Origin of the sequence: Streptomyces sp. NPDC053493 (assembly GCF_044544825.1) — a bacterium.
Taxonomy (GTDB): Bacteria; Actinomycetota; Actinomycetes; order Streptomycetales; family Streptomycetaceae; genus Streptomyces.
This window is the reverse complement of the sequence record NZ_JBITXS010000003.1, coordinates 531,432-556,746: the sequence shown is the minus strand read 5'-3', so window position 1 is coordinate 556,746 and position 25,315 is coordinate 531,432. Positions and strand designations below refer to the sequence as shown.

Annotated in this window: 19 protein-coding genes; 3 read left to right on the top strand and 16 right to left on the bottom strand. The window is 73.1% G+C overall.

Going from position 1 to position 25,315, the window contains the following annotated elements; genetic code table 11:
- Positions 1 to 44: 44 nt before the first annotated feature.
- From ACIGO8_RS12330 to ACIGO8_RS12315, 4 genes are all read right to left on the bottom strand, one after another.
- Positions 45 to 1,256, bottom strand: coding sequence for a cytochrome P450 (locus ACIGO8_RS12330; protein WP_399727978.1), 1,212 nt, complete (start codon positions 1,254 to 1,256; stop codon positions 45 to 47).
- Entirely contained in the window at positions 1,253 to 1,792 is a 540-nt protein-coding gene (locus ACIGO8_RS12325; RefSeq protein WP_399728542.1) for a cupin domain-containing protein, read from the bottom strand. Before ACIGO8_RS12325 ends, ACIGO8_RS12330 begins: the two co-directional genes overlap by 4 nt.
- Before the next feature lie 178 nt (positions 1,793 to 1,970).
- A complete protein-coding gene (locus ACIGO8_RS12320; RefSeq protein ID WP_399727975.1) occupies positions 1,971 to 3,356 on the bottom strand; it encodes a cytochrome P450 in 1,386 nt (461 codons plus the stop codon).
- Positions 3,353 to 4,495 (bottom strand): type III polyketide synthase, encoded by a 1,143-nt coding sequence (locus ACIGO8_RS12315; RefSeq protein ID WP_399727973.1) that lies wholly within the window; start codon positions 4,493 to 4,495, stop codon positions 3,353 to 3,355. The genes ACIGO8_RS12320 and ACIGO8_RS12315 overlap by 4 nt, the downstream gene beginning before the upstream one ends.
- Before the next feature lie 326 nt (positions 4,496 to 4,821).
- On the opposite strand from ACIGO8_RS12315, the gene paaK reads away from it, so the two are divergent.
- Positions 4,822 to 6,111 carry a phenylacetate--CoA ligase PaaK gene (gene paaK / locus ACIGO8_RS12310; RefSeq protein WP_399727971.1) on the top strand — a complete coding sequence of 430 codons (1,290 nt, stop codon included), beginning with the start codon at positions 4,822 to 4,824 and terminating at the stop codon, positions 6,109 to 6,111.
- Between the two features lie 84 nt (positions 6,112 to 6,195).
- Here paaK and ACIGO8_RS12305 read toward each other — a convergent pair whose 3' ends face one another.
- Positions 6,196 to 6,711, bottom strand: coding sequence for a GNAT family N-acetyltransferase (locus tag ACIGO8_RS12305; RefSeq protein ID WP_399727968.1), 516 nt, complete (start codon positions 6,709 to 6,711; stop codon positions 6,196 to 6,198).
- Positions 6,712 to 6,784: 73 nt separating this feature from the next.
- Entirely contained in the window at positions 6,785 to 8,296 is a 1,512-nt protein-coding gene (locus ACIGO8_RS12300) for a fatty acyl-CoA synthetase (RefSeq protein WP_399727965.1), read from the bottom strand.
- A 175-nt stretch (positions 8,297 to 8,471) separates the two neighbouring features.
- On the opposite strand from ACIGO8_RS12300, the gene ACIGO8_RS12295 reads away from it, so the two are divergent.
- Entirely contained in the window at positions 8,472 to 10,877 is a 2,406-nt protein-coding gene (locus ACIGO8_RS12295; RefSeq protein WP_399728539.1) for a penicillin acylase family protein, read from the top strand.
- On the opposite strand, the gene ACIGO8_RS12290 is transcribed toward ACIGO8_RS12295, so the two are convergent.
- The 6 genes from ACIGO8_RS12290 to ACIGO8_RS12265 all read right to left on the bottom strand — a co-directional run bounded on the left by ACIGO8_RS12290 (position 10,867) and on the right by ACIGO8_RS12265 (position 18,351).
- On the bottom strand, positions 10,867 to 11,973 hold the full coding sequence (locus tag ACIGO8_RS12290) for a calcium:proton antiporter (protein ID WP_399727963.1): 1,107 nt from the start codon (positions 11,971 to 11,973) through the stop codon (positions 10,867 to 10,869). The two genes, ACIGO8_RS12295 and ACIGO8_RS12290, sit on opposite strands and share 11 nt — an antisense overlap.
- Before the next feature lie 143 nt (positions 11,974 to 12,116).
- Positions 12,117 to 12,989: a serine protease gene (locus ACIGO8_RS12285; protein ID WP_399727960.1), complete on the bottom strand. Its 873-nt coding sequence runs from the start codon at positions 12,987 to 12,989 to the stop codon at positions 12,117 to 12,119.
- Between the two features lie 187 nt (positions 12,990 to 13,176).
- Positions 13,177 to 14,907, bottom strand: a complete 1,731-nt coding sequence (locus ACIGO8_RS12280; protein WP_399727957.1) for an acyl-CoA dehydrogenase family protein — start codon at positions 14,905 to 14,907, stop codon at positions 13,177 to 13,179.
- Between the two features lie 37 nt (positions 14,908 to 14,944).
- Complete coding sequence (locus ACIGO8_RS12275) at positions 14,945 to 15,586, bottom strand: PadR family transcriptional regulator (RefSeq protein WP_399727954.1); 642 nt, start codon at positions 15,584 to 15,586, stop codon at positions 14,945 to 14,947.
- Between the two features lie 108 nt (positions 15,587 to 15,694).
- Positions 15,695 to 17,245 carry an acyl-CoA synthetase gene (locus tag ACIGO8_RS12270; RefSeq protein WP_399727951.1) on the bottom strand — a complete coding sequence of 517 codons (1,551 nt, stop codon included), beginning with the start codon at positions 17,243 to 17,245 and terminating at the stop codon, positions 15,695 to 15,697.
- Positions 17,245 to 18,351 (bottom strand): NAD(P)H-dependent flavin oxidoreductase, encoded by a 1,107-nt coding sequence (locus tag ACIGO8_RS12265; protein ID WP_399727949.1) that lies wholly within the window; start codon positions 18,349 to 18,351, stop codon positions 17,245 to 17,247. Before ACIGO8_RS12265 ends, ACIGO8_RS12270 begins: the two co-directional genes overlap by 1 nt.
- 98 nt (positions 18,352 to 18,449) lie before the next feature.
- On the opposite strand from ACIGO8_RS12265, the gene ACIGO8_RS12260 reads away from it, so the two are divergent.
- Complete coding sequence (locus ACIGO8_RS12260; RefSeq protein ID WP_399727946.1) at positions 18,450 to 20,315, top strand: serine hydrolase; 1,866 nt, start codon at positions 18,450 to 18,452, stop codon at positions 20,313 to 20,315.
- A gap of 55 nt (positions 20,316 to 20,370) precedes the next feature.
- Here the strand turns inward: ACIGO8_RS12260 and ACIGO8_RS12255 are convergent, their stop codons facing one another.
- The 4 genes from ACIGO8_RS12255 to ACIGO8_RS12240 form a co-directional block, all read right to left on the bottom strand.
- Positions 20,371 to 21,273: a LysR family transcriptional regulator gene (locus tag ACIGO8_RS12255; protein WP_399727943.1), complete on the bottom strand. Its 903-nt coding sequence runs from the start codon at positions 21,271 to 21,273 to the stop codon at positions 20,371 to 20,373.
- Between the two features lie 4 nt (positions 21,274 to 21,277).
- A complete protein-coding gene (locus tag ACIGO8_RS12250; protein WP_399727941.1) occupies positions 21,278 to 22,477 on the bottom strand; it encodes a glycine C-acetyltransferase in 1,200 nt (399 codons plus the stop codon).
- A 38-nt stretch (positions 22,478 to 22,515) separates the two neighbouring features.
- The gene (gene tdh / locus ACIGO8_RS12245) at positions 22,516 to 23,544 is read right to left on the bottom strand and encodes an L-threonine 3-dehydrogenase (RefSeq protein ID WP_399728536.1); all 1,029 of its coding nucleotides are present in this window, start codon (positions 23,542 to 23,544) and stop codon (positions 22,516 to 22,518) included.
- 169 nt (positions 23,545 to 23,713) lie between these two features.
- On the bottom strand, positions 23,714 to 25,285 hold the full coding sequence (locus tag ACIGO8_RS12240; protein ID WP_399727938.1) for a phytoene desaturase family protein: 1,572 nt from the start codon (positions 25,283 to 25,285) through the stop codon (positions 23,714 to 23,716).
- Positions 25,286 to 25,315 lie beyond the last annotated feature (30 nt).

Here is a 25,315-nt window from a genome sequence, read left to right as displayed (position 1 = left end):
GCCACTCGTTTGGCGCGGCGCGGCCGTTAGCCGGGCCGCCGCTCTCACCAGGTCACGGGCAGGGTCTCGGGGCCGCGGTTGACGGCGCCGGCGCGCCAGGCGATCCGGTCGGGCGGGACGGCGAGCGCGAGGCCGGGGAAGCGGGTGAGCAGGGTGCCGAGCATGACCTCGGCCTCCATGCGGGCGAGCTGGGCGCCCGCGCAGTAGTGGGCGCCGTGCCCGAAGGCGAGGTGCGGGGCCTCGTCACGGCCGAGGTCGAGGCGGTCGGGTTCGTTGTAGACGGCCGGGTCGCGGTTGGCGGCCGGGTAGAAGACGTGGACGGCCTCGTCCGCCCGGATGGTGACGCCGCCGACCTCGATGTCGGCGGTGGCGACCCGGGGCATGCCGACGCCGCCGCGCTGCGGGATGTAGCGGAACAGCTCGTCGACGGCGCGGGGCAGCCGGCCGGGCTCGGTGCGGAGCTTCGCCGTCTGGTCGGGGTGGGTGAGGAGGACGTACACCATGGTGGAGACGATGTTGCGGACCGCGTCGAGCCCGTTGAGTGTGAGCATCACGGCCAGCGAGACCAGTTCGGGCGTGCTGAGGTGGCCGGCCGCGCGGGCGGCGGCGAGTTCGCTGACGAGGTCGTCGGCGGGGTGCTCGGCGCGCCGGCGGGCGAGGCCGGCGAAGTAGCCGGCGATCTCCTTCTTCACCGACTCGCCCTCCTCGGCGGTGGTGTCGTGGGAGAGGAGGCCGCCGCGCCATTCCTGGACGCGTCCGAGGTCGGCGGCGGGGATGCCGAGGAGTTCGGCGACGACGGTCGCCGAGAGCGGTCCGACGAAGGTCTCGGCGATGTCGGCGGGCGGTCCCGCGTCGAGGGTGCGCAGGGCGAGGGCGCCGGCCGTGCGCTCGGTGCGCTCGCGCAGGACGGTCATGCGGCGGCGGCCGAAGGCCGGGGCGACGAGTCGGCGCAGCCGGGTGTGGTCGGGCGGGTCGGCGCGGCCGACGCCGCCGGGCGGGGCCAGGGTGTGCGGAGTCGTGCTGGGGATCGGCCGGCCGACGGTGCGGGCCCGGCTGAGCCGCGGGTCCGAGGTGACCTGCTTGACGTCCTCGTAGCGGGTGACGAGCCAGGCGTGGCCCTCGCCGTGCGGGAGGCGGATCCGGGCGACGGGCTCCTCGTGGAGCAGCCGGTGGGGCACGGGGTCGAAGTCGGTGCGGGGCAGCGGGACCAGGGGCCAGTCGTGGACGACCGGGCCGTAGTGCTCGGGTGGGGTCATGGCGTGGGTGCCGTCTCCTGGCGGGTTCCGGCGTCGTGCCGGAGCGGGGTGATCTGCTCGATGTCGTAGCGGACGCGCAGCCGTGCGACGGCCTCGTGGTCGACGGGCCGGTCGGGGCCGGAGGAGGCGAGGATCTCCATGAGCTCCTCGAAGTAGCGCTCGTGGTCGGGCGGCGGCGAGGCCTGGAAGAGCATGCGGGCGGGGTCGCCGCCGCGGTTGGCGAAGGCGTGCGGGCAGCCGGGCGGCACGAGGACGAGGGTGCCGGCGGTGGCGCGGACGGCGCGTCGGCCGGTGGCGGACTCCCAGTCGCGCCAGCTGTCGCGGGTGCGGACGAGCGGCTCGAAGGCGAGCAGGTCGAGCTCGCCCTCGAGGACGTAGAAGAGTTCCTCGCTGCGCGCGTGGGCGTGGGCTCCGACGTCGAAGCCGGGCGGGACGACGACCTCGAAGGTGGAGGCGGTACGGGAGTGTGCGCCGGTCACCTTGAAGGTGACGTGCTGGGCGGCGGTGGTCAGCGTCCGGCCGTGGCCGGGCGGCACGACGAGCCCGTCGCCCGGTCCGACGACGACGGCGTCTGTGGCGGCGGCAGCGGTGGTGGCGTCCGGGGCCAGGGCGGTGGTGGTGGCTGGGGCCGGGGCGTCGGTGGTGGCTGGGGCCGGGGCGGCGGTGGTGGCTGGGGCGCCGAAGGCGGTGGCAGTCACGGGGCGGTGGTTCCTCTCACCAGGTGACGGGCAGGGTCTCGGGGCCGCGGATGAGGGCGCCGCGCTGCCAGCGGATCTCGTCCTCGGGGACGGCGAGGCGCAGGCCGGGAAAGCGGGTCCACAGCGTGTCGAGGAGGATCTCGGACTCGATGCGGGCCAGGGCCGAGCCGGGGCAGTAGTGCGGGCCGTGGCCGAAGGCGACGTGCGGGACGTAGCCGCGGTCGAAGTCGAGCCGCTCGGGCTCGGCGAAGACGGCCGGGTCGCGGTTGGCGGTGAGGTAGGAGACGTAGACCGGGTCGCCCTCGGGGATGAGGACGCCGCCGACCTCGACGTCCTCCAGGGCGATCCGGGAGAGTCCGACGGCGTTGCGGTGCGGGATGTAGCGGAGGAGTTCGTCGACGGCCTGCGGGAGCAGGTCCGGTTCGGCGCGCAGCCGGGCGAGGTGCCCGGGGTGGGTGAGCAGCGTGTAGACCATGTTGGCGCTGTTGTTGCGGACGGCGTGGGCGCCGCCGATCTGGATGAGGACGGCGAGGCCGACGGCCTCCCGCTCGTCCAGGGTGGCGTCGTCGACGGCGTCGGCGAGGACAGCGGCGAGGAACTCCTTGCCGGTGCCGTGGCTGCGGCCGATGAGCTCGGCGAAGTAGCGGGCCAGTTCGGCCTTGGCCTTCTCGGCGGCCTCGCGGCCGGAGCCGGCCGAGAGGATGGTGTCGGACCAGCGGGCCATCAGCGGTTGGTCGCCCTCGGGGACGCCCATGAGTTCGCTGACCATGGCGAGCGGGAAGGGCCGGTTGACCAGTTCCATCAGGTCGGCGGGCGGGCCGTGCCGTTCGACGCGGTCGAGGAGCCGGTCCATGACGTCCTGGGCGTGCTCGCGCAGGGCGCGCAGGGCGCGGGCGCTGAAGGCGCGGGCGACGACGCGGCGCATCCGGGTGTGGTCCGGCGGGTCGGCGAAGCCGACCGCGCCTTCCATGGGGATGAAGTGCGGGGCGAGGCGGGTGACGGAGCGTCCGTAGACGGCCTGGCGGCTGAACCTCGGGTCCACGGAGACGAATTTGACGTCCTCGTAGCGGGTGACGAGCCAGGCGTGGCCCTCGCCGTGCGGGAGGCGGATCCGGGCGACGGGCTCCTCGTGGAGGAGCCGGGCGAGGAGCGGGTCGAAGTCGAGGCCGGTGAGGTCGGGCACGGCCCAGAAGTGGACGCGGGACCCGGCCGCGTCGTCGGCACCTCCGGCGGTGGCGTCCGGCCCACCGGCGGTGGCGTGCGGTCCTTCGGCGGTGGCGTCGGGTCCTCCGGCGGTGGCGTGCGGTCCTTCGGCGGTGGCGTCGGGTCCTCCGGGCGCGACGTCCGGTGCACCGGCCGCGTCGGAGGGTCCGGGCGTGCCGGTGTTCGTGGTCGTGGTCATCGGGCCACCGTCGCTGTCGTGGGAAGAGGAGTGTCGGGCCGGCGGGGGCCGGTGAGGAGGACGCTCTCGCGCCGCGGAGGTTCGACGGCGCCGCCCGTGGTCCAGCTGCCGAGCGAGATCTCCGCCGTGATGCCGGGTCCGAAGCCGGCGAGGATCCCGGTGGCGCCGGCCGACGGGCCGCCCTCCTCGAAGAGCCGGCGCAGCGCGTCGAGGACGACGGCGCTGGCGATGTTGCCGTACTCGGTGAGCGTGGCCCGGCTGAAGCGGAACATCTCGGCCGGCACGTCCAGGTGCGTGCCGAGGTCGTCGAGGATGCGCGGTCCGCCGGCGTGGACGAGGTAGAAGTCCTGCCGGCCGGCGTCCCGGCCGTGCCGGGCGGCGAGTTGGACGAGGGCGGGAGCGAGCTGCTCCATGGTGCCGGGGACCCGCTTGTCGAGCATGAAGTGGAAGCCGGTGTCGCGGACCTTGTAGGCGATCCAGTCCTCGCTGTCGGGGACGAGGTAGGAGCCGTTGCGTTCCAGCCGGACGCCGGTGCCGCCGGAGCCCCGGACGACGGCCGCGGCGACGGCGTCGCCGAACAGGCCGTTGGAGAGCAGGTTGCCGACGGTGAGGTCGGTGGGCTGGTAGCACAGGGAGCAGAACTCGCAGGCGACGATCAGGGCGTTGGCGCCGGGATAGGCGGCGCAGAAGTCGTGGGCGCGGTTGATCGCCGCGCCGCCGGCGGCGCAGCCGAGCTGGGCGATGGGCATCTGGCGGGTGTCGCGGCGAAAGCCCAGCGTGTTGATCATCCAGGCGGTGAGCGAGGGCATCATGAAGCCGGTGCAGGAGACGTAGACGATGAGGTCGATGTCGGCCGCGCCGAGGCCGGCGTGGTGCAGGGCCTCGTGGACGACGGCGGGGACACGGGCCTTGGCCTCGGTCTCGTAGAGGGTGTTGCGGGCCTCGAAGCCGGGGTGCGCGAGGGTGCGTTCGATCGGCTGGACCAGGTGGCGCTTGGCGACGCCCGTGTTGCCGATGAGGCGGAGGACGAGGGGCAGCGACTCGTGGCCCGCGTGGAGGGTGCGGGCCAGATCCAGAGTCTCCTGCCGGGTGATGACGTGCTCGGGCACGGCGACGGCGGGACGGCACAGGACGGGCATGACGGTCCATTTCGTCCGGGGTTGGGAAGGGAGGCCGGACGGCCTCATCTTCGGGGCCCGGCGAGCGCCTGCCGCACCGTTCCTGCGCCTTCACGGACAATCGCACCCGAATGTGTGATCTTCGTCCACCCGTCCGTGACCGACGGCGGAACGGACGGCACGCGATCGCAGAAAGGGCGCCCCGGCCTCTTGCCAAGACCCCGGTGGCGGCGGCTTTACTGGCTCCGAAAAGGAGCTACCGAATGATCGGTCGTCCGTTTTGCGGCGGCCGGCCGGTGCTCTGCCGTGGTGTGGTGCGGTGTGCGCGTGAGGCGAGGGAGTGGCGCATGAGTGACCTGCTGGACGCCGGCGAGCGGCTCGGACGGGACGAGCTGGAGGCCCTCCAGCTGGAGCGGCTGCGCGCCACCCTGCGGCACGCCTACGCGAACGTGCCGTTCTACCGGGAGTCCTTCGACAAGGCGGGCGTACGGCCGGAGGACTGCGGCTCCCTGGCCGACCTGGCCCGTTTCCCCTTCACCGCCAAGACCGATCTGCGCGCGCACTACCCGTTCGGCATGTTCGCCGTCGACCAGTCCGAGATCCGCCGCATCCACGCCTCCAGCGGGACGACCGGCCGGCCCACCGTCGTCGGCTACACCGAGCGGGACCTGGACACCTGGGCGGACGTGGTCGCGCGCTCCATCCGCGCGGCCGGCGGCCGCCCCGGCCACAAGGTCCACGTGGCCTACGGCTACGGCCTGTTCACCGGCGGCCTCGGCGCGCACTACGGCGCCGAGCGGCTCGGCTGCACGGTGATCCCGGCCTCGGGCGGCATGACGGCCCGCCAGGTGCAGCTCATCCAGGACTTCCGGCCCGAGATCATCATGGTGACGCCCTCCTACATGCTCACGCTGCTCGACGAGTTCGAGCGGCAGGGCGTCGACCCGCGCTCCACCTCGCTGAAGGTCGGCATCTTCGGCGCCGAGCCGTGGACGGAGGAGATGCGCCGGGAGATCGAGGAACGCTTCGCGATCGACGCGGTCGACATCTACGGGCTCTCGGAGGTGATGGGCCCGGGCGTGGCGCAGGAGTGCGTGGAGACCAAGGACGGACTGCACGTCTGGGAGGACCACTTCTATCCGGAGATCGTGGACCCGCTCACGGGCGAGGTGCTGCCGGACGGGGAGCAGGGCGAGCTGGTCTTCACCTCCCTGACCAAGGAGGCGATGCCGGTGGTCCGTTACCGCACCCGCGACCTCACCCGGCTGCTGCCCGGGACCGCGCGGGTCTTCCGGCGGATGGAGAAGGTCACGGGCCGCAGCGACGACATGGTGATCCTGCGCGGCGTGAACCTGTTCCCCACCCAGATCGAGGAGATCGTCCTGCGCACTCCCGCCGTGGCCCCGCACTTCCAGCTCCGGCTGACCCGCGAGGGCCGCCTCGACGCCCTGACGGTACGGGCCGAGGCCCGCCCGGAGGCCACACCCGACCAGCGGGCGGAGGCGGCCCGCGCGATCGCGGCGGCCGTCAAGGACGGCATCGGCGTCTCGGTCGCGGTGGAGGTCGTCGACCCGGAGACCCTGGAGCGCAGCGTGGGCAAGATCAAGCGCATCCTGGACCTCCGGAACCCGCGCTAGCCGGGCCCCGCAGGACGCGGGACCCACGAGGTGCGGGCGCGGCAGGGACCGCGGACACTCCGCCCCTGCTGCCGAGATGCGCGATCAGCTGGTCAGCAGTTGCCACCGGACCTCCCCGTCGTGCCACTGATCCGTGGGGACGAGTCCGGCTGCGGTCGCGACGGCGGCGGACGCCTTGTGGTCGGGGTGGATGTGGGCGATGACCGTGTGCACCCGGCGCTCGCGGAGCCAGGCGACGAGTCCTCGGGCCGCCTCGGTGGCGATGCCGCGCCGCTGCCAGGGCGATCCCACCACCCAGGCGATCTCCGCGGTGGCACCGCGGTCGTCGACGGTGATCGTCGCCTGCACCGTGCCGGCCAGGCAGGCCGTGTCGCGGAGCTGGATCACCCAGTTGCACCAGGATCGGGCGGGATCGGGTGAGCCCGCCGCCCACCGTTCGTAGCGGGCGCGCAGGGCCTGGGCGGTGTCCGGTGCGCCCCCGATGAAGGTGTGCAGGCCGGGATCGGACAGCACCGTGGCCATCTCGTCGGCGTGGTCGGCCCGCAGGGGCAGCAGGGTCAGCCGGTCGGTGCGGATGGTGTCGGGCCGGAGAGTGGTCACGCTGCCTCCTGGTCGGAACGTTCGACGAGTATGCCTCGGTCGAACGTTCCGACCAGGACCAGGGCGAGGGCCGTCAGCGATCCCGGTAGCGCTCGCGCAGCTCGCGCTTGAGGATCTTGCCGCTGGCGTTGCGCGGGAGGGAGTCGACGAGGACGACCCGTTTCGGGGCCTTGAAGTGGGCGAGCTTCTCACGGGCGTGGGCGAGGAGTTCGGCCTCGGTGACCTTCGCGCGCGGGACGACGAAGGCGGTGACGGCCTCGATCCAGCGGTCGTCGGGGAGGCCGACGACCGCGGTCTCGGCGACGGACGGGTGGGTGTAGAGGGCGTCCTCGACCTGGCGGGAGGCGACCAGGACGCCTCCGGAGTTGATGACGTCCTTCACCCGGTCGACGACGGTGAAGTAGCCCTCGGCGTCGCGCACGGCGAGGTCGCCCGAGCGGAACCAGCCGTCGCGGAAGGCCTCCTTGGTCTCCTCCGGCTTGTTCCAGTAGCCGGTGCACAGCTGCGGCGAGCGGTAGACGACTTCACCGGCCGTGCCGTCGGGCACGTCCCGGCCGTCCTCGTCGACGACCCTCGCCTCGACGTGGCGGACCGGACGCCCGCAGGAGTCCATCCGGCCCTCGTGCTCGTCGGGGCCGAGGACGGTGGCGAGCGGCCCGATCTCCGACTGTCCGAAGCAGTTGTAGAAGGCGAGGGACGGCAGCCGCGAACGCAGCCCTTCGAGGACCGGCACCGGCATGACGGAGGCGCCGTAGTAGGCCTTGCGGAGGGCGGAGAGGTCGCGCGTCGCGTAGTCGGGGTGCCGGGTGAGGGCGATCCAGACGGTCGGCGGGGCGAACAGGCTGTCGCAACGCCCGGATTCGATCAGGTCGAACAGGAGCGCCGGATCGGGGCCGTCCACGACGGTGTTCTCGGCGCCGACCGCGAGGTAGGGCAGCAGGAAGACGTGCATCTGGGCCGAGTGGTAGAGCGGCAGCGAGTGCACCGGCCGGTCGTCCTCGTGCAGGTCGAGGGCCTCGACGGCGCTGGCGTACTCGTGGACCAGGGCCCGGTGGGTCATCATCGCGCCCTTGGGCAGGGCGGTGGTGCCGGAGGTGTAGAGCAGCTGGACGAGGTCACGGGCGTCGTGGTCCGTGTCGTACGGCTGGGGCTCGGCGAGCGCCGCGAGGAACGAGTCCTCGCCGTCGCGCAGCGGGCGTACGGGCACGCCGTCGGGTACCCGGCCGGCGAGCGCCGGATCGGCGAGGACCAGGGAACTGCCGGACTGCTCCAGGATGTAGGCGAGGTCGTCGCCGGTGAGGTGGTGGTTGACCGGCACGTGGATCAGGCCCGCCCGGGCGCAGGCGAGGAAGGCGATCAGGTAGGCGTCGGAGTTGTGGGCGTACGTCGCCACCCGGTCGTACTCGGCGAGTCCCCAGCGCTCGCGCAGCACGGCCGCGGCGGTCGTGACGGCGGTGTCCAGCTCGGCGTACGTCCAGGCCCGGTCCGCGTAGCGCAGGGCGACCCGGTCGGGGACGCGCTGGGCGCTCATGCGCAGGACGCCGTCGACGGTACGGGTGAGCAGCCTGCGTGGTCCTCGTTCCATGGCTGACGATCCTCGGTGGGGCCGGGCGGCCGGTCAAGTACCCGGCGGCGGCTCGTGCCGTGCGGACCTCGGATACCGAACGGGATGTTGACAGAGGGCGGGCCCGGCTGTCTGGATGACCCAATTGGCTTTCACCGCATGCTCGTTGGGAGGCACCTTGCACCTCCGCACCTTCTTGCCCGGACGGCTCAGGCGGGCGGCGCTCGTCGGCGCCGTGCTCGCCGCCGTCGTCGCCTCGCTGCCCGCCGGGGCCGCCGCCGACGCGGGCGGGCGGACCGACCGGCCGTCGGACCGGGGCCTGTCGGCCGTCATCCGCTACACCGAGTACGGCATCCCGCACATCGTCGCCCGTGACTACGCGGGCCTCGGCTTCGGCACCGGCTGGGCGCAGGCGGCGGACCAGGTCTGCGTCCTCGCCGACGGCTTCGTGACCGTGAACGGCGAGCGTTCGCGCCACTTCGGCGCGGACGCGGCGCCCGACGGGTCGCTGTCGTCGGCGACCACGAACCTCTCCAGCGACCTGTTCTTCCGCGGGGTGGCGGACGCCGGGACGGTCGAGCAGCTGCTCGCCACGCCGGCCCCGGCCGGGCCGAGCCGGCAGCTGAAGGAGCTGATGCGCGGCTGGGCGGCCGGCTACAACGCCTGGCTGCGCACGCACGAGATCACCGATCCCGCCTGCGCGGGCGCCGGCTGGGTGCGCCCGGTCACCGCGCTCGACGTGGCCCGGCGCGGCTGGGCGGTCTCCGTCCTCGGCGGGCAGGGCCGGGGCGTGGACGGCATCACCGCGGCGCGCCCGCCGGCCGGTCCCGCCCCCGCGGCGCCCGCCTCCGCGGCGCCGGCCGCCGCGGACCGGGTGGACCCGGCCCGTACCGCTGCCGCCGCCCGCGCGCTGTTCGCCGCCGAGAACGCCACCATGGGCTCCAACGCCGTCGCCTTCCAGGGCGCGACGACCGCGGGCGGGCGCGGGCTGCTGCTCGGCAATCCGCACTATCCGTGGCAGGGCGGCCGGCGCTTCTGGCAGTCCCAGCAGACCATTCCCGGCGAGCTGAACGTCTCCGGCGCCTCCCTGCTCGGCACCGCCGTGGTGAACATCGGCTTCAACGACAAGGTCGCCTGGAGCCACACCGTCGCCACCGGCGTCCCGCTCAACCTGCACCAGCTGGCCCTCGACCCGGCCAACCCGACCGCCTACCTGGTGGACGGCAGGCCCGAGAAGATGACGCCGCGCACCGTCACGGTGCCGGTCAAGGGCGGGGCGCCGGTCACCCGTACCCAGTGGTGGACCCGCTACGGTCCGGTCGTCAGCGGTCTCGGCGCGCAGCTGCCGCTGCCGTGGACGGCGACGACGGCCTTCGCGCTGAACGATCCCAACGCCGCCAATCTGCGGGCCTCCGACACCGCGCTCGGCTTCGCGAAGTCCCGTTCCACGGACGACCTGGCCGACGCGCTGCGCCGCACCCAGGGCCTGCCGTGGGTGAACACGATCGCCGCCGACGCGGCGGGGCACACGCTGTTCACCCAGGCACAGGTGCTGCCGCGGATCACCGACGAGCTGGCGGGGCGCTGCTCCACTCCGCTCGGCCGCGCCACCTACCCGGCCTCCGGTGTCGCGGTCCTGGACGGCTCGCGCGGCGACTGCGCGCTCGGCTCGGATCCGGACGCGGTGCAGCCCGGGGTGTTCGGCCCGGCGCGGATGCCGGTGCTGCGGGACGCGCCGTACGTGGAGAACTCCAACGACAGTGCCTGGCTGGCCAACGCGGACCGGCCCGTGACGGGTTACGAGCGGATCTTCGGCACCGTCGGCACACCGCGGTCGCTGCGTACCCGCGGCGCCCTGGAGGACGTGGCGGCGATGGCCGCGCGCGGCGGACTGACCGTGGCGGACCTGCAACGGCAGCAGTTCGCCAACCGGGCGCCGGCGGGCGATCTGGCGGCGGCGGACGCCGCCCGGGCCTGCCCGGCGGTCCTGCCCGACGACCCGGAGGCGTGCCGGGTGATCGGCGCGTGGGACCGGACGGTGAACACCGGCAGCCGGGGCGCGCTGCTGTTCGACCGGTTCTGGCGGAGGCTCACGGCCGCGGCGCCGGCGGGCACCCAGTGGAAGGTGCCGTTCTCGGTCGCCGACCCGGTGCGCACCCCGCGCGCCCTCGACACCGGCTCCGCCGCCTTCGCCAAGGCGCTGGGCGACGCGGTGGCGGAGCTGCGGGCCGCCGGGATCGCGCTGGACGCGCCGCTCGGCGAGCACCAGTTCGTCGTACGGAACGGGGTGCGGATCCCGGTGAGCGGCGGCACGGAGGCGCTGGGCGTCTGGAACAAGACGGAGCCCGTGTGGAATCCGGCGGGCGGCGGCTACACGGAGGTCGCGCACGGCACCAGCCATGTGCAGGCGGTCGGCTGGGACGGGAGCCGCTGCCCGGTGGCGCGCACGCTGCTGTCGTACTCCCAGTCCTCGAACCCCGCCTCGGCGCACTTCAGCGACCAGACCCGGCTGTTCTCGGGCGGGCGCTGGGTGACCTCACGGTTCTGCGAGAAGGACATCCTGCGCTCGCCCGCGCTGCGGGTGGTGGTCGTCAGGGGCTGAACGAGAGGAACACGAAGGCCGCGAAGATCGACAGGTGGACGGCGCCCTGGAGGAGGGTGGCCCGCCCGGGCACCACGGTCAGGGCGCTCACCACGGCCGTGAGCACCAGCAGCACCATGTGGAGGGGCCCCAGACCGAGGATCAGGGGCCCGTCCAGCCAGACGGAGGCGAGGGCGATCGACGGGATCGTCAGGCCGATGCTGGCGATGGCGGAGCCGTAGGCGAGGTTCATGCTGGTCTGCATGCGGTCCCGGCGGGCCGCGCGCACGGCGGCCAGGGTCTCGGGCAGCAGCACCATGAGGGCGATGATGACGCCGACCACGGCCTTCGGCAGGCCGGCCGACTCGACGCCGTCCTCGATGGTGGGCGAGATGAGCTTGGCGTTGCCGACGACGGCGACGAGGGCGACCACGAGCAGGCCGAGGCTGAGCCAGGTCGCCCGGGCGGTCGGCGGGGCGGCGTGCTCGTCCTCCGACTCGTGGCCCTCCTGGCCCGGCCGGGGCACGGGCAAGAAGTAGTCGCGGTGCCGGACCGTCTGGACGCCGACGAAGACCGCGTACAGCAGGAGCGAGGAGACGGCGGCGAAGGCCAGCTGGGCGGTGGAGAACTCGGGGCCCGGGTGGCTGGTGGTGAAGGTGGGCAGGACCAGCGTCATGGTCGCGAGGGTGCAGACGATGGCGAGTTCGCCGCCGGAGCCCTCGGCGTTGAAGACGGCGATCCGGTTGCGCAGGGCGCCGACGAGCAGCGAGAGGCCGACGATGCCGTTGCAGCTGATCATCACGGCGGCGAAGACGGTGTCGCGGGCGTAGCTGGTCGCCTTGTCGCCGCCTCCGGCCATCAGCGTCACGATGAGTCCGACCTCGATGACGGTGACGGCGACGGCGAGGACGAGGGAGCCGTAGGGCTCGCCGACGCGGTGGGCCACGACCTCGGCGTGGTGCACGGCCGACAGGACGGCGGCGAAGAGGCAGAGCACGATGAGCACCACCGCGAAGCCCGGTAGGTCCCGGCCCCAGCCGAGGGCGAGGCCCACGGCCGCGACCACCGGCCCCCATGTCGTCCACTGTCGTGCCATTCCCGCCGTAGTCGAACTCATGCCCTGAATCCTGCCATAAAGGGCGGGTACGCCTTCCGCGCGCCGCGTGCGCCCGTCCGGATCCGGGGGAGGCCGGATCCGGACGGGCGACGACGGGGCGTGCGGGAGCGGGGCTTGCGGGCCGGGGCGCGCGGGAGCCGGCCTTACGGCTTCGGCAGGGTGCAGCCGGCGCGGTTGAGGTCGATCACGTTCTTCGGGCCGATGCACGGGACGATGGTGTACGTCTCCTGGGCGTAGTTGATGCCCTGACGGACGGTCACGGTGCCGTTCTCGTCGACCTCGCACGGGTTGTTCACGGTGCAGCTCTCACCGCTCTCGTTGCCCGTGTTGTTGACGGCGACGACCCGGCCGGTGGTCGTGTCGACGACCGGCGAGCCGGAGGTGCCGCCGATGGTGTTGCAGGAGGAGGTGTAGCGGACCGAGTCCTTCCAGGTCCAGTCGCCCTCCTTCAGGCGGTAGACGAAGCCGTCGACGTTGCAGCTGTAGATCCGCTTCCAGTAGCCGGAGACCACCTTGATCGACGAACCCTGCACCGGGTGGGTGTCGTTCAGGGTCAGCGCGCTGATGCCGTACTGGCTCTGGATCTGCGCGTACGTCGTGGTCAACTGGTAGATCGAGACGTCCGTGTCGGTCATCGTGCCGTACGCGATCTTGCTGGCGCGCAGCGTCCCGACCTTGGTGCCGGCCGAGTTCAGCAGCGAGAACGAGCGGGTGGACCGCCTGTCCTTGACGACCTCACCGGGTCCCGGGAAACCGGTCTCCAGGCAGTGTCCGTTGGACAGGACGAGCGCCGGGTCGGTCGGCAGGGAGCTGGGCGTGCGGACGACGGATCCGGAACAGTTGCTGAGCGCGACCGTGCCGGCGAAGTCGACGGCGAGGGCCGCGGTGGCCTGGCTGCGGGGCGCGGCGGCCGGGGCCTGCGCGCCGGTGTCCCGGGGTGCGGACGCCAGGGCCGGGGCTGCTGCCGCTCCTGTCAGGAGCAGGGCGAGCAGGGCGCCGACGAGAGGCTTCTTCATGTGGGGGTTCCCCTCTGATGACGGTGCAACCGAAGATCCTTCGATTGTCATGCGCATTCTCGAAAGCTCCGGGCCGAACTGGCAAGAGGGTGTGCCCTGTTGGGCGGTCTGCGGCCGGAAAACGCCGCCGCCCCGGCCGGGAGATCGGTCTCCCGGCCGGGGCGGCGGCTCACGGCGCGCGGCTGTTCTACGGCGCCATCTCGTACGCGCCCGCGAGCGCCTCGACGCGCTGCCAGACGCGGTCCGTGCGCACCTCGTCCACCACCGGGCGGCGGACGGCGCCGAGCGCCCACTCCTGCTGCGCCTCGGTGGCCGAATCCTTGCCGTGCAGCTCCACGGCGTGCGCCGAGAAGTCCCGTACGAGGACGGCGAACAGCTCGTCCAGCACGTCCTCGTCGACCGCCGTGAGCGCGCCCTGCTCCAGGACCAGCTGGCCGTGCACGACCAGGGCGAAGAGCTGTCCGACGGCGAGCAGCAGGTCGAGGTCCCGGCTCTGCGCCTCGTCCGGCGCCGCCGTCGTGACGAAGGCGCAGAGGGCGTCGGCCTGCTCGCGGAAGCGGGCGACGTTGGGCAGGTGCGCGTACGCGTCGAAGGCGGCGCGCCAGTCGTGGAAGCGGACCGAGCCGAGGCCGCGGGCGGGTCCCTGGCGGAAGAGGAAGGCGTCGTCGGCCGCGTCGAGACGGGTCGGGACGGGCTCGTAGGCGACCGGGTCCAGCAGGTGGTTGCGCATGAACTTCAGGATCAGCGCCAGGTTGACGTGGACCGTGCCCTCCAGCTTCGGCAGGCCGCGGATCTCCACGGCCGCCTGGGCGAAGTAGTTGTCCTTCTCGAAGCCCTTGGCGGCGATCACGTCCCACATCAGGTCGATGACCTTCTCGCCCTCGGTGGTCACCTTCATCTTCGTCATCGGGTTGAAGAGCAGGTAACGGCGGTCCTCGGGACCGGCGGAGCGGAAGTAGTCGACGGCGCGGTCGCTGAACAGCTTCATGCCGGCCAGCCGGACGTAGGCGTCGGTCAGCTCGCGGCGCACGTGCGGGAAGGCGGTGACCGGACGGCCGTACAGGATGCGCTGGTGGGCGTGGGTGACGGCCTCGTACATCGCGTGCTCGCAGATGCCGATGGAGGCGGTGCACAGGTTGAACTTGCCGACGTTGACGGTGTTGAGCGCGGCGTCGAAGGCGGCGCGGCCGGTGTGCAGCACGTCCTCGGCCGCCACCGGGTAGTCCTCCAGGCGGAACTCGCTGACGAACTTCGAGGAGTCGACCACGTTCTTGACGAGGTGGTAGGCGGGATGGCGGCTGTCGGCGGCGAAGAAGACGTAGCCGTCGGGGCCCTCGACGTCGGTGCGGCGGCCGAAGACGGAGACGAGGCCGGCGGCGTTGCCGTTGCCGATGTAGTACTTCGAGCCGGTGGCGCGGAAGCCGCCCTGGCCGTCGGGCTCGAGGAGCATGTCGGTCGAGTAGATGTCGGCGCCGTGCGTCTTCTCCGACAGGCCGAAGGCGAACACCTCGCCGTCCGCGAGGAGTTCGGCGGCACGTGCGCGGGCTGCGGCGTTGTCGCTCTGCCAGACCGGGCCGAGGCCGAGGATGGTGACCTGCCAGGCGTACCAGTAGTCGAGCCCGTAGAAGCCGAGGATCTCGTTGAGCGCGGCGATCCGGGCGGTGTCCCACCGCTTGTCCGCCGCGCCGGCCGTGTCGCCGGCGGCGGAGGACGGCGTGAGGAAGGTCGCGAACAGGTTCTCCTTGGCGGCGAAGGCGAGGAAGTCGCCCAGCCACGCGCGGGTGCGGTAGTCCTCGATCAGTCGCCGCTTGCCGCGTTCCTCGAACCAGTCGACGGTGGCCCGCAGCAGCCGGCGCGTCTCGGGGTCGAAGTGCGCGGGGTCGTAGGTGCGCGGGTTGAACAGCAGCTGGTCGGCCATGTTGAGGATGCCCTGTGCCTTTCGGCTGGTCGGTCGGTTACGGATGAGAGGGAGAGGTGCGCGGGTCGGCCGGGCCGAACCGGGCCAGGGTGGCGAGCACGTCGTCCAGCCAGGCGATCATCATGCGTTCGTACGCGATGCCGCCGCGCAGTACGACGTGCTGGAGCTCCCGCTCGGCGTCGAGCGGCGCCTCCGGGCGGTGCGGGTCGGCCGGATCTGCCGGGCCCTCCGGGCCCTCCGGGCCGTCCGGGTCCGCCTCGGGTCCGGTGAAGTCCCGTACCTCGCCCGCCCGGTAGTGCGCCAGGCGGTCCTGGTGCACCTGCCGGTGCCGCTCCACCTCGCGGATCAGGCCGGCCGGGTCGTCGAAGGCGGCGCCGCGGATCTTCACCGCGAGGTCGTGGCGGACGCTCTCCGGCTCGATGGGATCGCGCAGCCACGAGGACAGCGCGGCCCGGCCGAGGTCGGCGACGGAGTACTCACGCTTGTCCGGGCGGCCGTGCTGGGGCACGTCGCGGACGTCGACCCACCCGTCGTTCTCCATGCGCTTGAGCACGCGGTAGATCTGCTGGTGGGTGGCGGTCCAGAAATAGCCGATGGACCGCTCGAAGCGCCGGGCCAGCTCGTAGCCGGAGCCCGGTTTCTCCAGCAGGGACACGAGGATCGCGTGTTCGAGCGCCATGGCACCCGATCGTGCTATGCAACTGGTTGCATAGCAAGCCCGCCGGGATGAGACGCCGCTCACCCCGGCGGTGCGTGACGGACGGCCCGCCGACGTGGCCGCCGTCCGTCACAACGGCCGGTCGTGGCCCTCCCAGTACGGGTCGCGCAGGCGCCGCTTGTAGAGCTTGCCGTTGGGATCGCGGGGCATGTGGGCGACGAAGTCGACGGACTTGGGCCGCTTGTAGGAGGCGAGCCGGCTCTCGCAGTGGGCCAGCACCGCGGCGGCGAGCTCCGGGCCCGGCTCGTGGCCCTCGGCGGGCTCGACCACCGCCTTGACCTCCTCGCCCCAGTCGGCGTGCGGGATACCGAAGACGGCCGCGTCGGCGACGGCGGGGTGGGCGAGCAGGGCGGCCTCGATCTCGGCCGGGTAGATGTTGACACCGCCCGAGATGATCATGTCGATCTTGCGGTCGCGGAGGAAGAGGTAGCCGTCCTCGTCGAGCACGCCGAGGTCGCCGACCGTGAAGAAGTCGCCGATGCGGTTCTTCGCGGTCTTGGCCTCGTCCTTGTGGTAGCGGAAGCCGCCGGTGCTCATCTTCATGTAGACGGTGCCGAGTTCGCCGGGCGGCAGCCGGTTGCCGTCGTCGTCGAAGACGGCCAGCTCGCTGATGGGCCAGGCGCGGCCGACGGTGCCCGGCTTCTTCAGCCAGTCCTCGGCGGTGGCGAAGGCGCCGCCGCCCTCGCTGGCCGCGTAGTACTCCTCGACGCAGTGGCCCCACCACTCGATCATCGCCCGCTTGACGTGGTCGGGGCAGGGCGCGGCGCCGTGGATGGCGTGGCGCATGGAGGAGACGTCGTAGCGGTCGCGGACGTCCTCGGGCAGCGCGAGCAGGCGGTGGAACTGGGTGGGCACCATGTGGGTGTGGGTGCAGCGGTGGGTGTCGACGAGCCGCAGCATCTCCTCGGGCGTCCACTTGTCCATGACGACGAGCGGGTGGCCGATGTGCAGGGCCGCGCCGGCGAACTGGAGCACGGCCGTGTGGTAGAGCGGCGAGCAGACCAGGTGGACGTTGCCGTCGAAGGGCTTGATGCCGAAGATGCCGAGGAAGCCGCCGAGGTAGGTCTCCTCGGGGAGCTTGCCGGGCAGCGGGCGGCGGATGCCGCGGGGCCGGCCGGTGGTGCCGGAGGTGTAGTTCATGACCCAGCCGAGGGTGCGGTCGGCGGGCGGGGAGTCGGGCCGGCCCTCGAGGAGGTCGGCGTACGGGCGGAAGCCGGGGATCTCGCCGACCGCGTAGCGCCGGCTCGGCGCGAGGCCCGCCTCGTCGGCGGCCGCGGCGGCGGCCGAGGCGAAGCGCTCGTGGGCGACGAGCACCTTCGCGCCGGAGTCGGCGACGATCCAGGCGATCTCGGGTCCGACGAGGTGGTGGTTGACGGGCACGAGGTAGAAGCCGGCCTGGGAGGCGGCGAGGTAGGCGGTGAGGAAGGGCACGCCGTTGGGCAGGACGACGGCGAAGGCGTCGCCGCGCTCGAGGCCGGCGGCGCGCAGTCCGTGGACGAGGCGGTTGGCGTCGGCGTGCAGCCGTCCCGCGGTCCACTCCTCGCCGTCGGGCGCCACCAGGACGACGCGGGACGGGTCGGCCGCGGCCTGCGACCAGAATCCGTTGGGCTGCTCGCTCATCAGGCGCTCCTCCCGGCGATGCGGTTGATCCGGTCGACGGCCTTCTCGAAGCCGCGGGTGAGCTCGTCGAAGACCTGCTGGACGCCGCGCTCCGTGTTCATCCGGCCGACGATCTGGCCGACCGGGGTGCCGAGCAGCGGGGCGACCTCGTACTTCTGGATGCGGGAGACGGCCTCGGCCACCAGCAGGCCCTGGAGCGGCATGGGCAGCGGGCCGGGTCCTGCCGGGTCGTCCCAGGCGTCGGTCCATTCGGTGCGCAGCTGGCGGGCGGGTTTGCCGGTCAGGGCGCGGGAGCGGACGGTGTCGCCGGAGCCGGCGGCGAGGAGCTTGGCGGTCAGGGCCCGGGAGTGGAGTTCGGCCTCGGTGGTGGTGAGCCAGAGCGAGCCGAGCCAGACGCCCTGGGCGCCGAGGGCGAGTCCGGCGGCGATCTGTTCGCCGCTGCCGATGCCGCCGGCGGCGAGGACGGGCAGCGGGGAGACGGCGTCGACGACCTCGGGCGTGAGGACCATGGAGGCGATCTCTCCGGTGTGGCCGCCGGCCTCGTAGCCCTGGGCGACGACGATGTCGATGCCGGCCTCGGCGTGGTGGCGGGCGTGCTTGGCGCTGCCGGCGAGGGCGGCGACGAGGACGCCGTGGTCGTGGGCGCGGGCGACGACGTCGGCGGGCGGTGAGCCGAGGGCGTTGGCGAGCAGTCTGACCGGGTAGTCGAAGGCGACGTCGAGCTGGCTGCGGGCGACCTGTTCCATCCAGCCGGTGATGCGCCAGCCGGAGGCCTCGCCCTCGGCGAGTTCGGGGACGCCGTGTTCGGCGAGGGTGGCGCGGACGAACTCGCGGTGTCCCTCGGGGATCATCGCCTCGACGTCGGCCTCGGTGACGCCCTCGACCTTCTTCGCGGGCATGACGACGTCGAGGCCGTAGGGCAGCCCGTCGGTGTGGGCCTGCATCCAGTCGAGGTCGCGGGCGAGGTCGTCGAGATCGGTGTAGCGGACGGCGCCGAGGACGCCGAATCCGCCGGCTCTGGTGATGGCGGCGGCCACCGCGGGGAAGGGCGTGAAGCCGAAGATGGCGTGCTCGATCCCCAGTTTTCGACTCAGCTCCGTCTTCATGGGCGGCATGGTGCCGCAGCCGGGGTGCCGAGGGAAGAGATTTTCTGATGCAGTGTCAGATTGTTTCGCGGCCGGGGCCCGTGTGGGAGAGGGTGGTCATGACGGAGACGACGGGAAGCACGGGCCGGGGCCCGAGCCGCCGCGCGTTCGGCGGCGGGGTCCTCGCGCTGGGAGGTGCGCTGATGATCGGTGCGGTGCCGGGGGCCGCGGCGGCCGGGGAACCGGGGCCGGAGCGGGCGCGGGCGGGCGGGTCGGGTGAGGCGCGGACGGCCGGCGGCGACGGTGCGCGGGGCTTCGGCGGCGCGCGGCGGACCGTGCTGCGGCGCGGCTCGGCCGAGCGGGCGGGACTGCTGCCCGAGCATCTGGACGCGCTCGTCACCGGTGCGGAATCCTTCCTCCGCCCCTCCCCCACGCACCCGTGGTACGCGGGTGCGGTGCTGCTCGCCGGGCGCGGCGGGACGGTGGCCCTGCACCGGCCGATCGGCTGGGCCGTCCGCTACGCGGCGTACGACGAGAAGACCGACACCGGGGTCGAGCTGCCGCCGGACGAGCGGATCCCGATGCGCGAGGACACCGTCTTCGACCTGGCGTCGGTCTCGAAGCTGTTCACCTCGATCCTGGCGGTGCAGCAGATCGAGCGCGGGGCGCTGGAGCTGGAGGAGCGGGTCACGGCGTATCTGCCGGAGTTCGCGGGCGGCGGCAAGCAGGACGTCACGGTCCGTCAGCTGCTCACGCACACCTCCGGGTTCCGCGCCTGGATCCCGCTGTACAAGGAGCCGACGCGGGAGGGCCGGCTGCGGCTGCTGTGGAACGAGGTGCCGGCGCATCCGCCCGGCACCTTCTACCTGTACTCCGACCTGAATCTGATCACGCTTCAGCTGATTCTGGAGAAGATCACCGCTCGCCCTCTGGACGACCTGCTCCGCACCGAGATCACCGCTCCGCTCGGGATGCGCCGCACGCGTTTCAGTCCTCCGCTCTCCTGGCGGCCGGACATCGCCGCGACGGAGGACGCCCGCAAGCCCTGGTCCGGCCTGGACCGCGGCATGGTGTGGGGCGAGGTGCACGACGAGAACGCGTACGCGATGGGCGGCGTCGCCGGTCACGCCGGGGTGTTCTCGCGCGCCTGGGACCTCGCCGTCCTCGCCCGCACCCTGCTGAACGGCGGCGCCTACGGCGACGCCAGGATCCTCTCCCCCGCCTCGGTGGAGCTGATGTTCACCGACTTCAACACGGCCTTCCCCGGCGACGAGCACGGTCTCGGCTTCGAGCTCTACCAGCACTGGTACATGGGCGCGCTGGCCACTCCGCGCACGGCCGGGCACACCGGTTTCACCGGCACCAGCCTGGTCCTCGATCCGACGACCGACGCCTTTCTGATCGTGCTCGGCAACTCGGTCCATCCGGTGCGCACCTGGCGCTCCGGCTCCGCGCCCCGGGTCGCCGCCGCCGACCGTCTCGCCCGCGCGGTGCCGGTGCGCCCGGCCCGCGGCCGGCACGCCTGGTTCGCCGGCATGGCGAGCGGCACGACCGCCACCCTCACCCTGCCGGCCGTCCCCGGCGCGGCCCGCTTCACCTGCGCCCTGTGGTGGGACACCGAACCCGGCACCGACCAGGCCGTCCTGGAGGCCTCGACGGACGGCGGCGCCCGCTGGTCACCGGTCCCGTTCACCACCACCGCCGGCGAGGACGGCGCGCCGGGCAGCGGTGAGCACCCGACGGGAGCGGTCGGCGGCTGGTCGGGACGCCGCTGGTACGAGCTGTCCGCCGGCCTGTCCGCGTGGTCGGCGGCGCCCGTGCGACTGCGCTGGCGCTGCACCACCGACACCCGCTACGTGGGCCGCGGCGTGTACGTGGACGCCCTCCGCGTCCTCGACGCCTCCGGCCGCCCCCTCTTCGACGAGGCCCGCCCCGCGGACGGCTCCCGCGTCGAGGCCCGCGGATGGACGCTCTCGGCGGACTAGCGGGGCGTCTCGCCGGTCGGGCCACGAGGACGGAGGGGCCGGGCCGCGGGACGGATCAGGGCCGGGCCGCGTCGGCGAGGGCGGCGAGGACGGGCTGGATCAGCGGGTGGTCCTCGGCTCCGCGGCGGACCGCCGCGAAGACGCGGCGGGTGGGCGCGACGCCGTCGACCGGGCGGACGACGACGCCGCTGAGGTCGGTGCCGCGCAGCGCCGAGCGGGGCACGAGGGCCACGCCCGCGTCGGCGGCGGCGAGCGCGACGACGGCGCGGAAGTCGTCGGAGGTGTGCTGCATGGTGGGCGCGAACCCGGCGTATTCACAGGCCAGGACGGTCACGTCCTGGCAGGGGTTGCCGGCCGACTGGCCGATCCACGGGTCCTTGGCGAGGTCGGCGAGCGCGATCCGCTCCCGTACGGCGAGCGCGTGGCCGGGCGGCAGCACGGCGTCGAACGGCTCCGCGTAGAGCGGGACGCGGGTGAGGCGGGCGTCGTCCGCGCCGGGCGCGCCCCGGTATTCGACGGCCACGGCCACGTCGACCTGGCGGTCGAGGACCATGAGCAGGCTCTCGTCGCCCTCGGCGTCCCTGACCCGGACGCGGATGCCGGGCGCGGTGCGGGCGAGGGAGCCGATGGCCGGGGCGACGACGAGCCCGATGCCGGTGGCGAAGGCCGCCACGGTGACCGTGCCGGCCTCGCCCGAGCCGTAGGCGGCGAGCTCGGCCTCGGCGCGCTCCAGCTGGGCCAGGACGGCGTTGGCGTGGCTCAGCAGGATCTCGCCTGCGGGGGTGAGCCGGGCGCCCCGGGCGCCCCGCTCCACCAGGCGGTGGCCGGTCTCCTGCTCCAGGGCGGCGAGCTGCTGGGAGACGGCGGAGGGCGTGAGATAGAGCGCGGCGGCCGCCGCTGTGACGGTGCGGTGGTCGGCCACCGCCCGGAGGATGTGCAGCCGCCGCGCTTCGATCATGCCCCTAGTTTCGCAGGGCGGCGCGCGCGTCGACGAACGCGTCCACGGCCCGGTTCACGTCGTCCGTGGAGTGGGCGGCGGAGAGCTGGACACGGATGCGGGCCTGGCCCTGCGGCACGACCGGGTAGGAGAAGCCGATCACGTACACGCCGCGCTCCAGGAGCAGCTCGGCCATCCGTCCGGCCTCGGCGGCGGCGCCGATCATGACGGGGGCGATGGCGTGGTCGCCGGGCAGGATGTCGAAGCCCTCCTCGGTCATGCGGGAGCGGAAGAGCGCCGTGTTGGCGTTCAGGCGCTCGCGCAGGTCGCCGGCGGACTCGAGCAGGTCGAGGACCTTGAGCGAGGCGGCGGCGATGACCGGGGCGAGGGTGTTGGAGAACAGGTACGGGCGGGAGCGCTGGCGCAGCAGGGCGACGATCTCGGCGCGGGCGGCGACGTAGCCGCCGGAGGCGCCGCCGAGGGCCTTGCCGAGGGTACCGGTGATGATGTCGACGCGGTCCATGACGCCGTGCAGCTCGGGCGTGCCGCGGCCGCCGGGGCCGACGAAGCCGACGGCGTGCGAGTCGTCGACCATGACCATGGCGTCGTAGCGCTCGGCCAGGTCGCAGATCTCGTCGAGCGGGGCGACGTAGCCGTCCATGGAGAACACGCCGTCGGTGACGATCAGCTTGCGCCGGGCGCCGCCCGAGACGGCCTCCTTGAGCTGCTGCTCCAGGTCGGCCATGTCGCGGTTGGCGTAGCGGAAGCGGCGGGCCTTGGACAGGCGGATGCCGTCGATGATGGAGGCGTGGTTGAGGGCGTCGGAGATGACCGCGTCCTCGGGGCCGAGGAGGGTCTCGAAGACGCCGCCGTTGGCGTCGAAGCAGGAGGAGTAGAGGATCGTGTCCTCCTGGCCGAGGAAGGCGGACAGCCGCGCCTCGAGCTCCTTGTGGACCTCCTGGGTGCCGCAGATGAAGCGGACGGACGCCATGCCGTAGCCCCAGCGGTCGAGCGCCTCGTGGGCGGCGGCGACGACCTCGGGGTGGTCGGCGAGGCCGAGGTAGTTGTTGGCGCAGAAGTTCAGCACCTCGCCGGGACGGCCGCCGGAGGTGACGGCGACGGTCGCGGACTGGGGCGTGCCGATGACGCGCTCGGGCTTGTGGAGACCGGCCTCCTGGATCTCCTGGAGGGTGGCGCGGATGTCGTCGCGTACGGAATCGAACATGTGGGTGCAGCTCCTGGGGTTCGGAGGATCCGGGAGGATCAGGCGGTCCAGTCGAGGATGATCTTGCCGCCCTTGCCGGACGCGGCGTCGTCGAAGGCCGCGTCGAAGTCGCGGTAGTCGTAGCGGCCGGTGATCACCGGGGCGAGGTCGAGTCCGCCCTCCAGGAGCACGGACATGGCGTACCAGGTCTCGAACATCTCCCGGCCGTAGATGCCCTTGATGGTGATCATCGAGGTGACGATCTTCGCCCAGTCGACGGAGAAGTCCTCGCTGGGCAGGCCGAGCATGGCGATCTTGCCGCCGTTGGTCATGTTGGCGACCATGTCGCGCATCGCGCGCGGGTTGCCGGACATCTCCAGGCCGACGTCGAAGCCCTCCTTGAGGCCGAGGGTGCGCTGGCCGTCGGCGATGGTCCGCTCGGCGACGTTGAGCGCGAGCGAGACGCCGGTCTTGCGGGCCAGCTCCAGGCGCTCCTCGCTGACGTCGGTGATGACGACGTTGCGGGCGCCGGCGTGCTTGGCGACGGCCGCGGCCATGATGCCGATCGGGCCGGCGCCGGTGACCAGGACGTCCTCGCCGACCAGCGGGAAGGAGAGCGCGGTGTGCACGGCGTTGCCGAACGGGTCGAAGATCGCGGCGACGTCGAGGTCGACCGGGACGCGGTGCACCCACACGTTGGCGGCGGGCAGCACGACGTACTCGGCGAAGGCGCCGTCGCGGCCGACGCCGAGGCCGACGGTGGCGCGGCACAGGTGGCGGCGGCCGGCCAGACAGTTGCGGCACTTGCCGCAGACGAGGTGGCCCTCGCCGCTGACCAGGTCGCCGACCGTGACGTCGGTGACGTCGCGGCCGGTCTCGACGACCTCGCCGACGAACTCGTGGCCGAGCGTCAGCGGCGTGGCGATGCTCTTCTGCGCCCAGCCGTCCCAGGAGCGGATGTGCAGGTCGGTACCGCAGATACCGGTCCGCTTGACCTTGATCAGGACGTCACCGTGACCCGTCTCCGGCTCGGGCACGTCCGTGAGCCAGAGTCCCGGCTCCGCCTTCTGCTTGACCAGCGCCTTCAATGTCACGGCTCCCGACGTACGTGTCCTGTGATGTTCCGGGTCCGGGCGCGGCGAAGCGCCCATGATCCCTGGAGGAGAATCTTCCGTACGCCGGGCCCGTGGTCCATCGAGGTTTTCTTAAGCGCGGTCATAGATCAGCTTCACGCCGCTGGCGGGACAGGGCCCCGCGTCAACCCGAGGCGCCTTCCAGTACCGACTTGGCCGCGTTGTGGCCGGGCACTCCGCTCACTCCGCCGCCGCGCACGGCGCCCGCGCCGCACAGCAGGACGTTGGCGTGCGCGGTCCCGACGCCCCAGCGGCCCGCCCGGTCGTCGCCGGCGCCGTCCGCGTAGGGGAAGGAGAGGTCGCGGTGGAAGATGTGGCCGCCGGGCAGCCGCAGCTCGCGTTCGAGGTCGAGCGGGCTCTTGGCCTCGATGCACGGCCGGCCGTCGGCGTCGCGGGCCAGGCAGTCGGCGACCGGTTCGCCGAGGCAGGCGTCGAGCTGGTCGAGGGTGGCCTTGAGCAGGGCGTCGCGGGCTCCGTCCGGGTCGTCGGCGAACAGCCGGGCGGGCGCGTGGAGTCCGAAGAGGGTGAGGGTCTGGTAGCCGCGGGCGGCGGCCTCGGGGCCGAGGATGCTCGGGTCGGTCAGGGTGTGGCAGTAGATCTCGGAGGGCGGCGCGCCGGGCAGCCGGCCGGCGGCGGCCTCCTCGTACGCGGCGGCCAACTGCCCGTAGCCCTCGGCGATGTGGAAGGTGCCGGAGAACGCCTCGCGCGGGTCGACGGCGCGGTCGCGCAGCCTCGGCAGCCGGGTCAGCACCATGTTGACCTTGAGCTGGGCGCCCTCGGCGGGCCGCGGCGCCGGTTCGCCGAGCAGTGCGGCGAGGGCCTGCGGGGAGGCATTCACGAGCACGTGCCGGGCGCCGACGACGCCTTCGCCGTCGGCGGTGCGGTAGGCGACCTCGGCGTGCTCGCCGTCGGTGTCGATCCGGGTGACCTCGTGGCCGGTGCGCAAGGTGGCGCCGGCGGCGCGGGCCGCGTCGGCGAGGGCGTCGGTGAGCGCGCCCATGCCGCCGACCGGCACGTCCCAGTCGCCGGTGCCGCCGCCGATGACGTGGTAGAGGAAGCAGCGGTTCTGGAGCAGGGAGGGGTCGTGGGCGTCGGCGAAGGTGCCGATGAGGGCGTCGGTGAGGACGACGCCGCGCACCAGGTCGCTGGCGAAGTGCCGCTCGACGGCGGCGCCGAGGGGCTGCTCGAAGAGCATCTCCCAGGTCTCCGGGTCGTCGACCCGGGCGCGCAGTTCGGCCCGGGTCGGCAGCGGCTCGGTGAGGGTGGGGAAGATCCGCCGGGCGGCGCGGGCGGTACGGCCGTAGAACGCCTGCCAGGCCTCGTACTCGCGGTCGGACCCGGTGAGCGCGGCGAAGGACGCCCGGGTGCGGTCCTGGTCGCCGCCGACGAGGAGGCCGGAGTCCCCGTACGGGGTGTACGAGGAGACGGACCTCTTGCGCACGGCGAAGCGCAGCCCGAGCTCGCGGACGATCTTCTCGGGGAGCAGCGAGACGAGGTACGAGTAGCGGGAGAGCCGGACGTCGACCCCGGCGAACGGGCGGGTGGACACGGCGGCGCCGCCGGTGGAGCCGAGGCGTTCGAGGACGAGGACCCGGCGGCCGGCGCGGGCGAGGTAGGCGGCGGCGACGAGGCCGTTGTGTCCGCCGCCGACGATGACGGCGTCGTACGTGCTCTGCGGTACGCGAGGTGCGGTCATGCCTCTTGCTAACACCTCGGGGCCGGTCCC

Excerpts from the sequence above, each read along its gene's own strand:
- ACIGO8_RS12275 (WP_399727954.1), bottom strand. The coding sequence starts at position 15,586 with ATGGCGCTCGAACACGCGATCCTCGTGTCCCTGCTGGAGAAACCGGGC.
- ACIGO8_RS12280 (WP_399727957.1), bottom strand. The coding sequence starts at position 14,907 with ATGGCCGACCAGCTGCTGTTCAACCCGCGCACCTACGACCCCGCGCAC.
- ACIGO8_RS12330 (WP_399727978.1), bottom strand. The coding sequence starts at position 1,256 with ATGACCCCACCCGAGCACTACGGCCCGGTCGTCCACGACTGGCCCCTG.
- ACIGO8_RS12315 (WP_399727973.1), bottom strand. The coding sequence starts at position 4,495 with ATGCCCGTCCTGTGCCGTCCCGCCGTCGCCGTGCCCGAGCACGTCATC.
- ACIGO8_RS12240 (WP_399727938.1), bottom strand. The coding sequence starts at position 25,285 with ATGACCGCACCTCGCGTACCGCAGAGCACGTACGACGCCGTCATCGTC.
- paaK (WP_399727971.1), top strand. The coding sequence starts at position 4,822 with ATGAGTGACCTGCTGGACGCCGGCGAGCGGCTCGGACGGGACGAGCTG.
- ACIGO8_RS12320 (WP_399727975.1), bottom strand. The coding sequence starts at position 3,356 with ATGACCACGACCACGAACACCGGCACGCCCGGACCCTCCGACGCGGCC.
- ACIGO8_RS12285 (WP_399727960.1), bottom strand. The coding sequence starts at position 12,989 with ATGAAGAAGCCTCTCGTCGGCGCCCTGCTCGCCCTGCTCCTGACAGGA.
- ACIGO8_RS12250 (WP_399727941.1), bottom strand. The coding sequence starts at position 22,477 with ATGTTCGATTCCGTACGCGACGACATCCGCGCCACCCTCCAGGAGATC.
- ACIGO8_RS12270 (WP_399727951.1), bottom strand. The coding sequence starts at position 17,245 with ATGAGCGAGCAGCCCAACGGATTCTGGTCGCAGGCCGCGGCCGACCCG.
- ACIGO8_RS12290 (WP_399727963.1), bottom strand. The coding sequence starts at position 11,973 with ATGAGTTCGACTACGGCGGGAATGGCACGACAGTGGACGACATGGGGG.
- ACIGO8_RS12265 (WP_399727949.1), bottom strand. The coding sequence starts at position 18,351 with ATGAAGACGGAGCTGAGTCGAAAACTGGGGATCGAGCACGCCATCTTC.
- ACIGO8_RS12255 (WP_399727943.1), bottom strand. The coding sequence starts at position 21,273 with ATGATCGAAGCGCGGCGGCTGCACATCCTCCGGGCGGTGGCCGACCAC.
- ACIGO8_RS12260 (WP_399727946.1), top strand. The coding sequence starts at position 18,450 with ATGACGGAGACGACGGGAAGCACGGGCCGGGGCCCGAGCCGCCGCGCG.
- ACIGO8_RS12300 (WP_399727965.1), bottom strand. The coding sequence starts at position 8,296 with ATGGAACGAGGACCACGCAGGCTGCTCACCCGTACCGTCGACGGCGTC.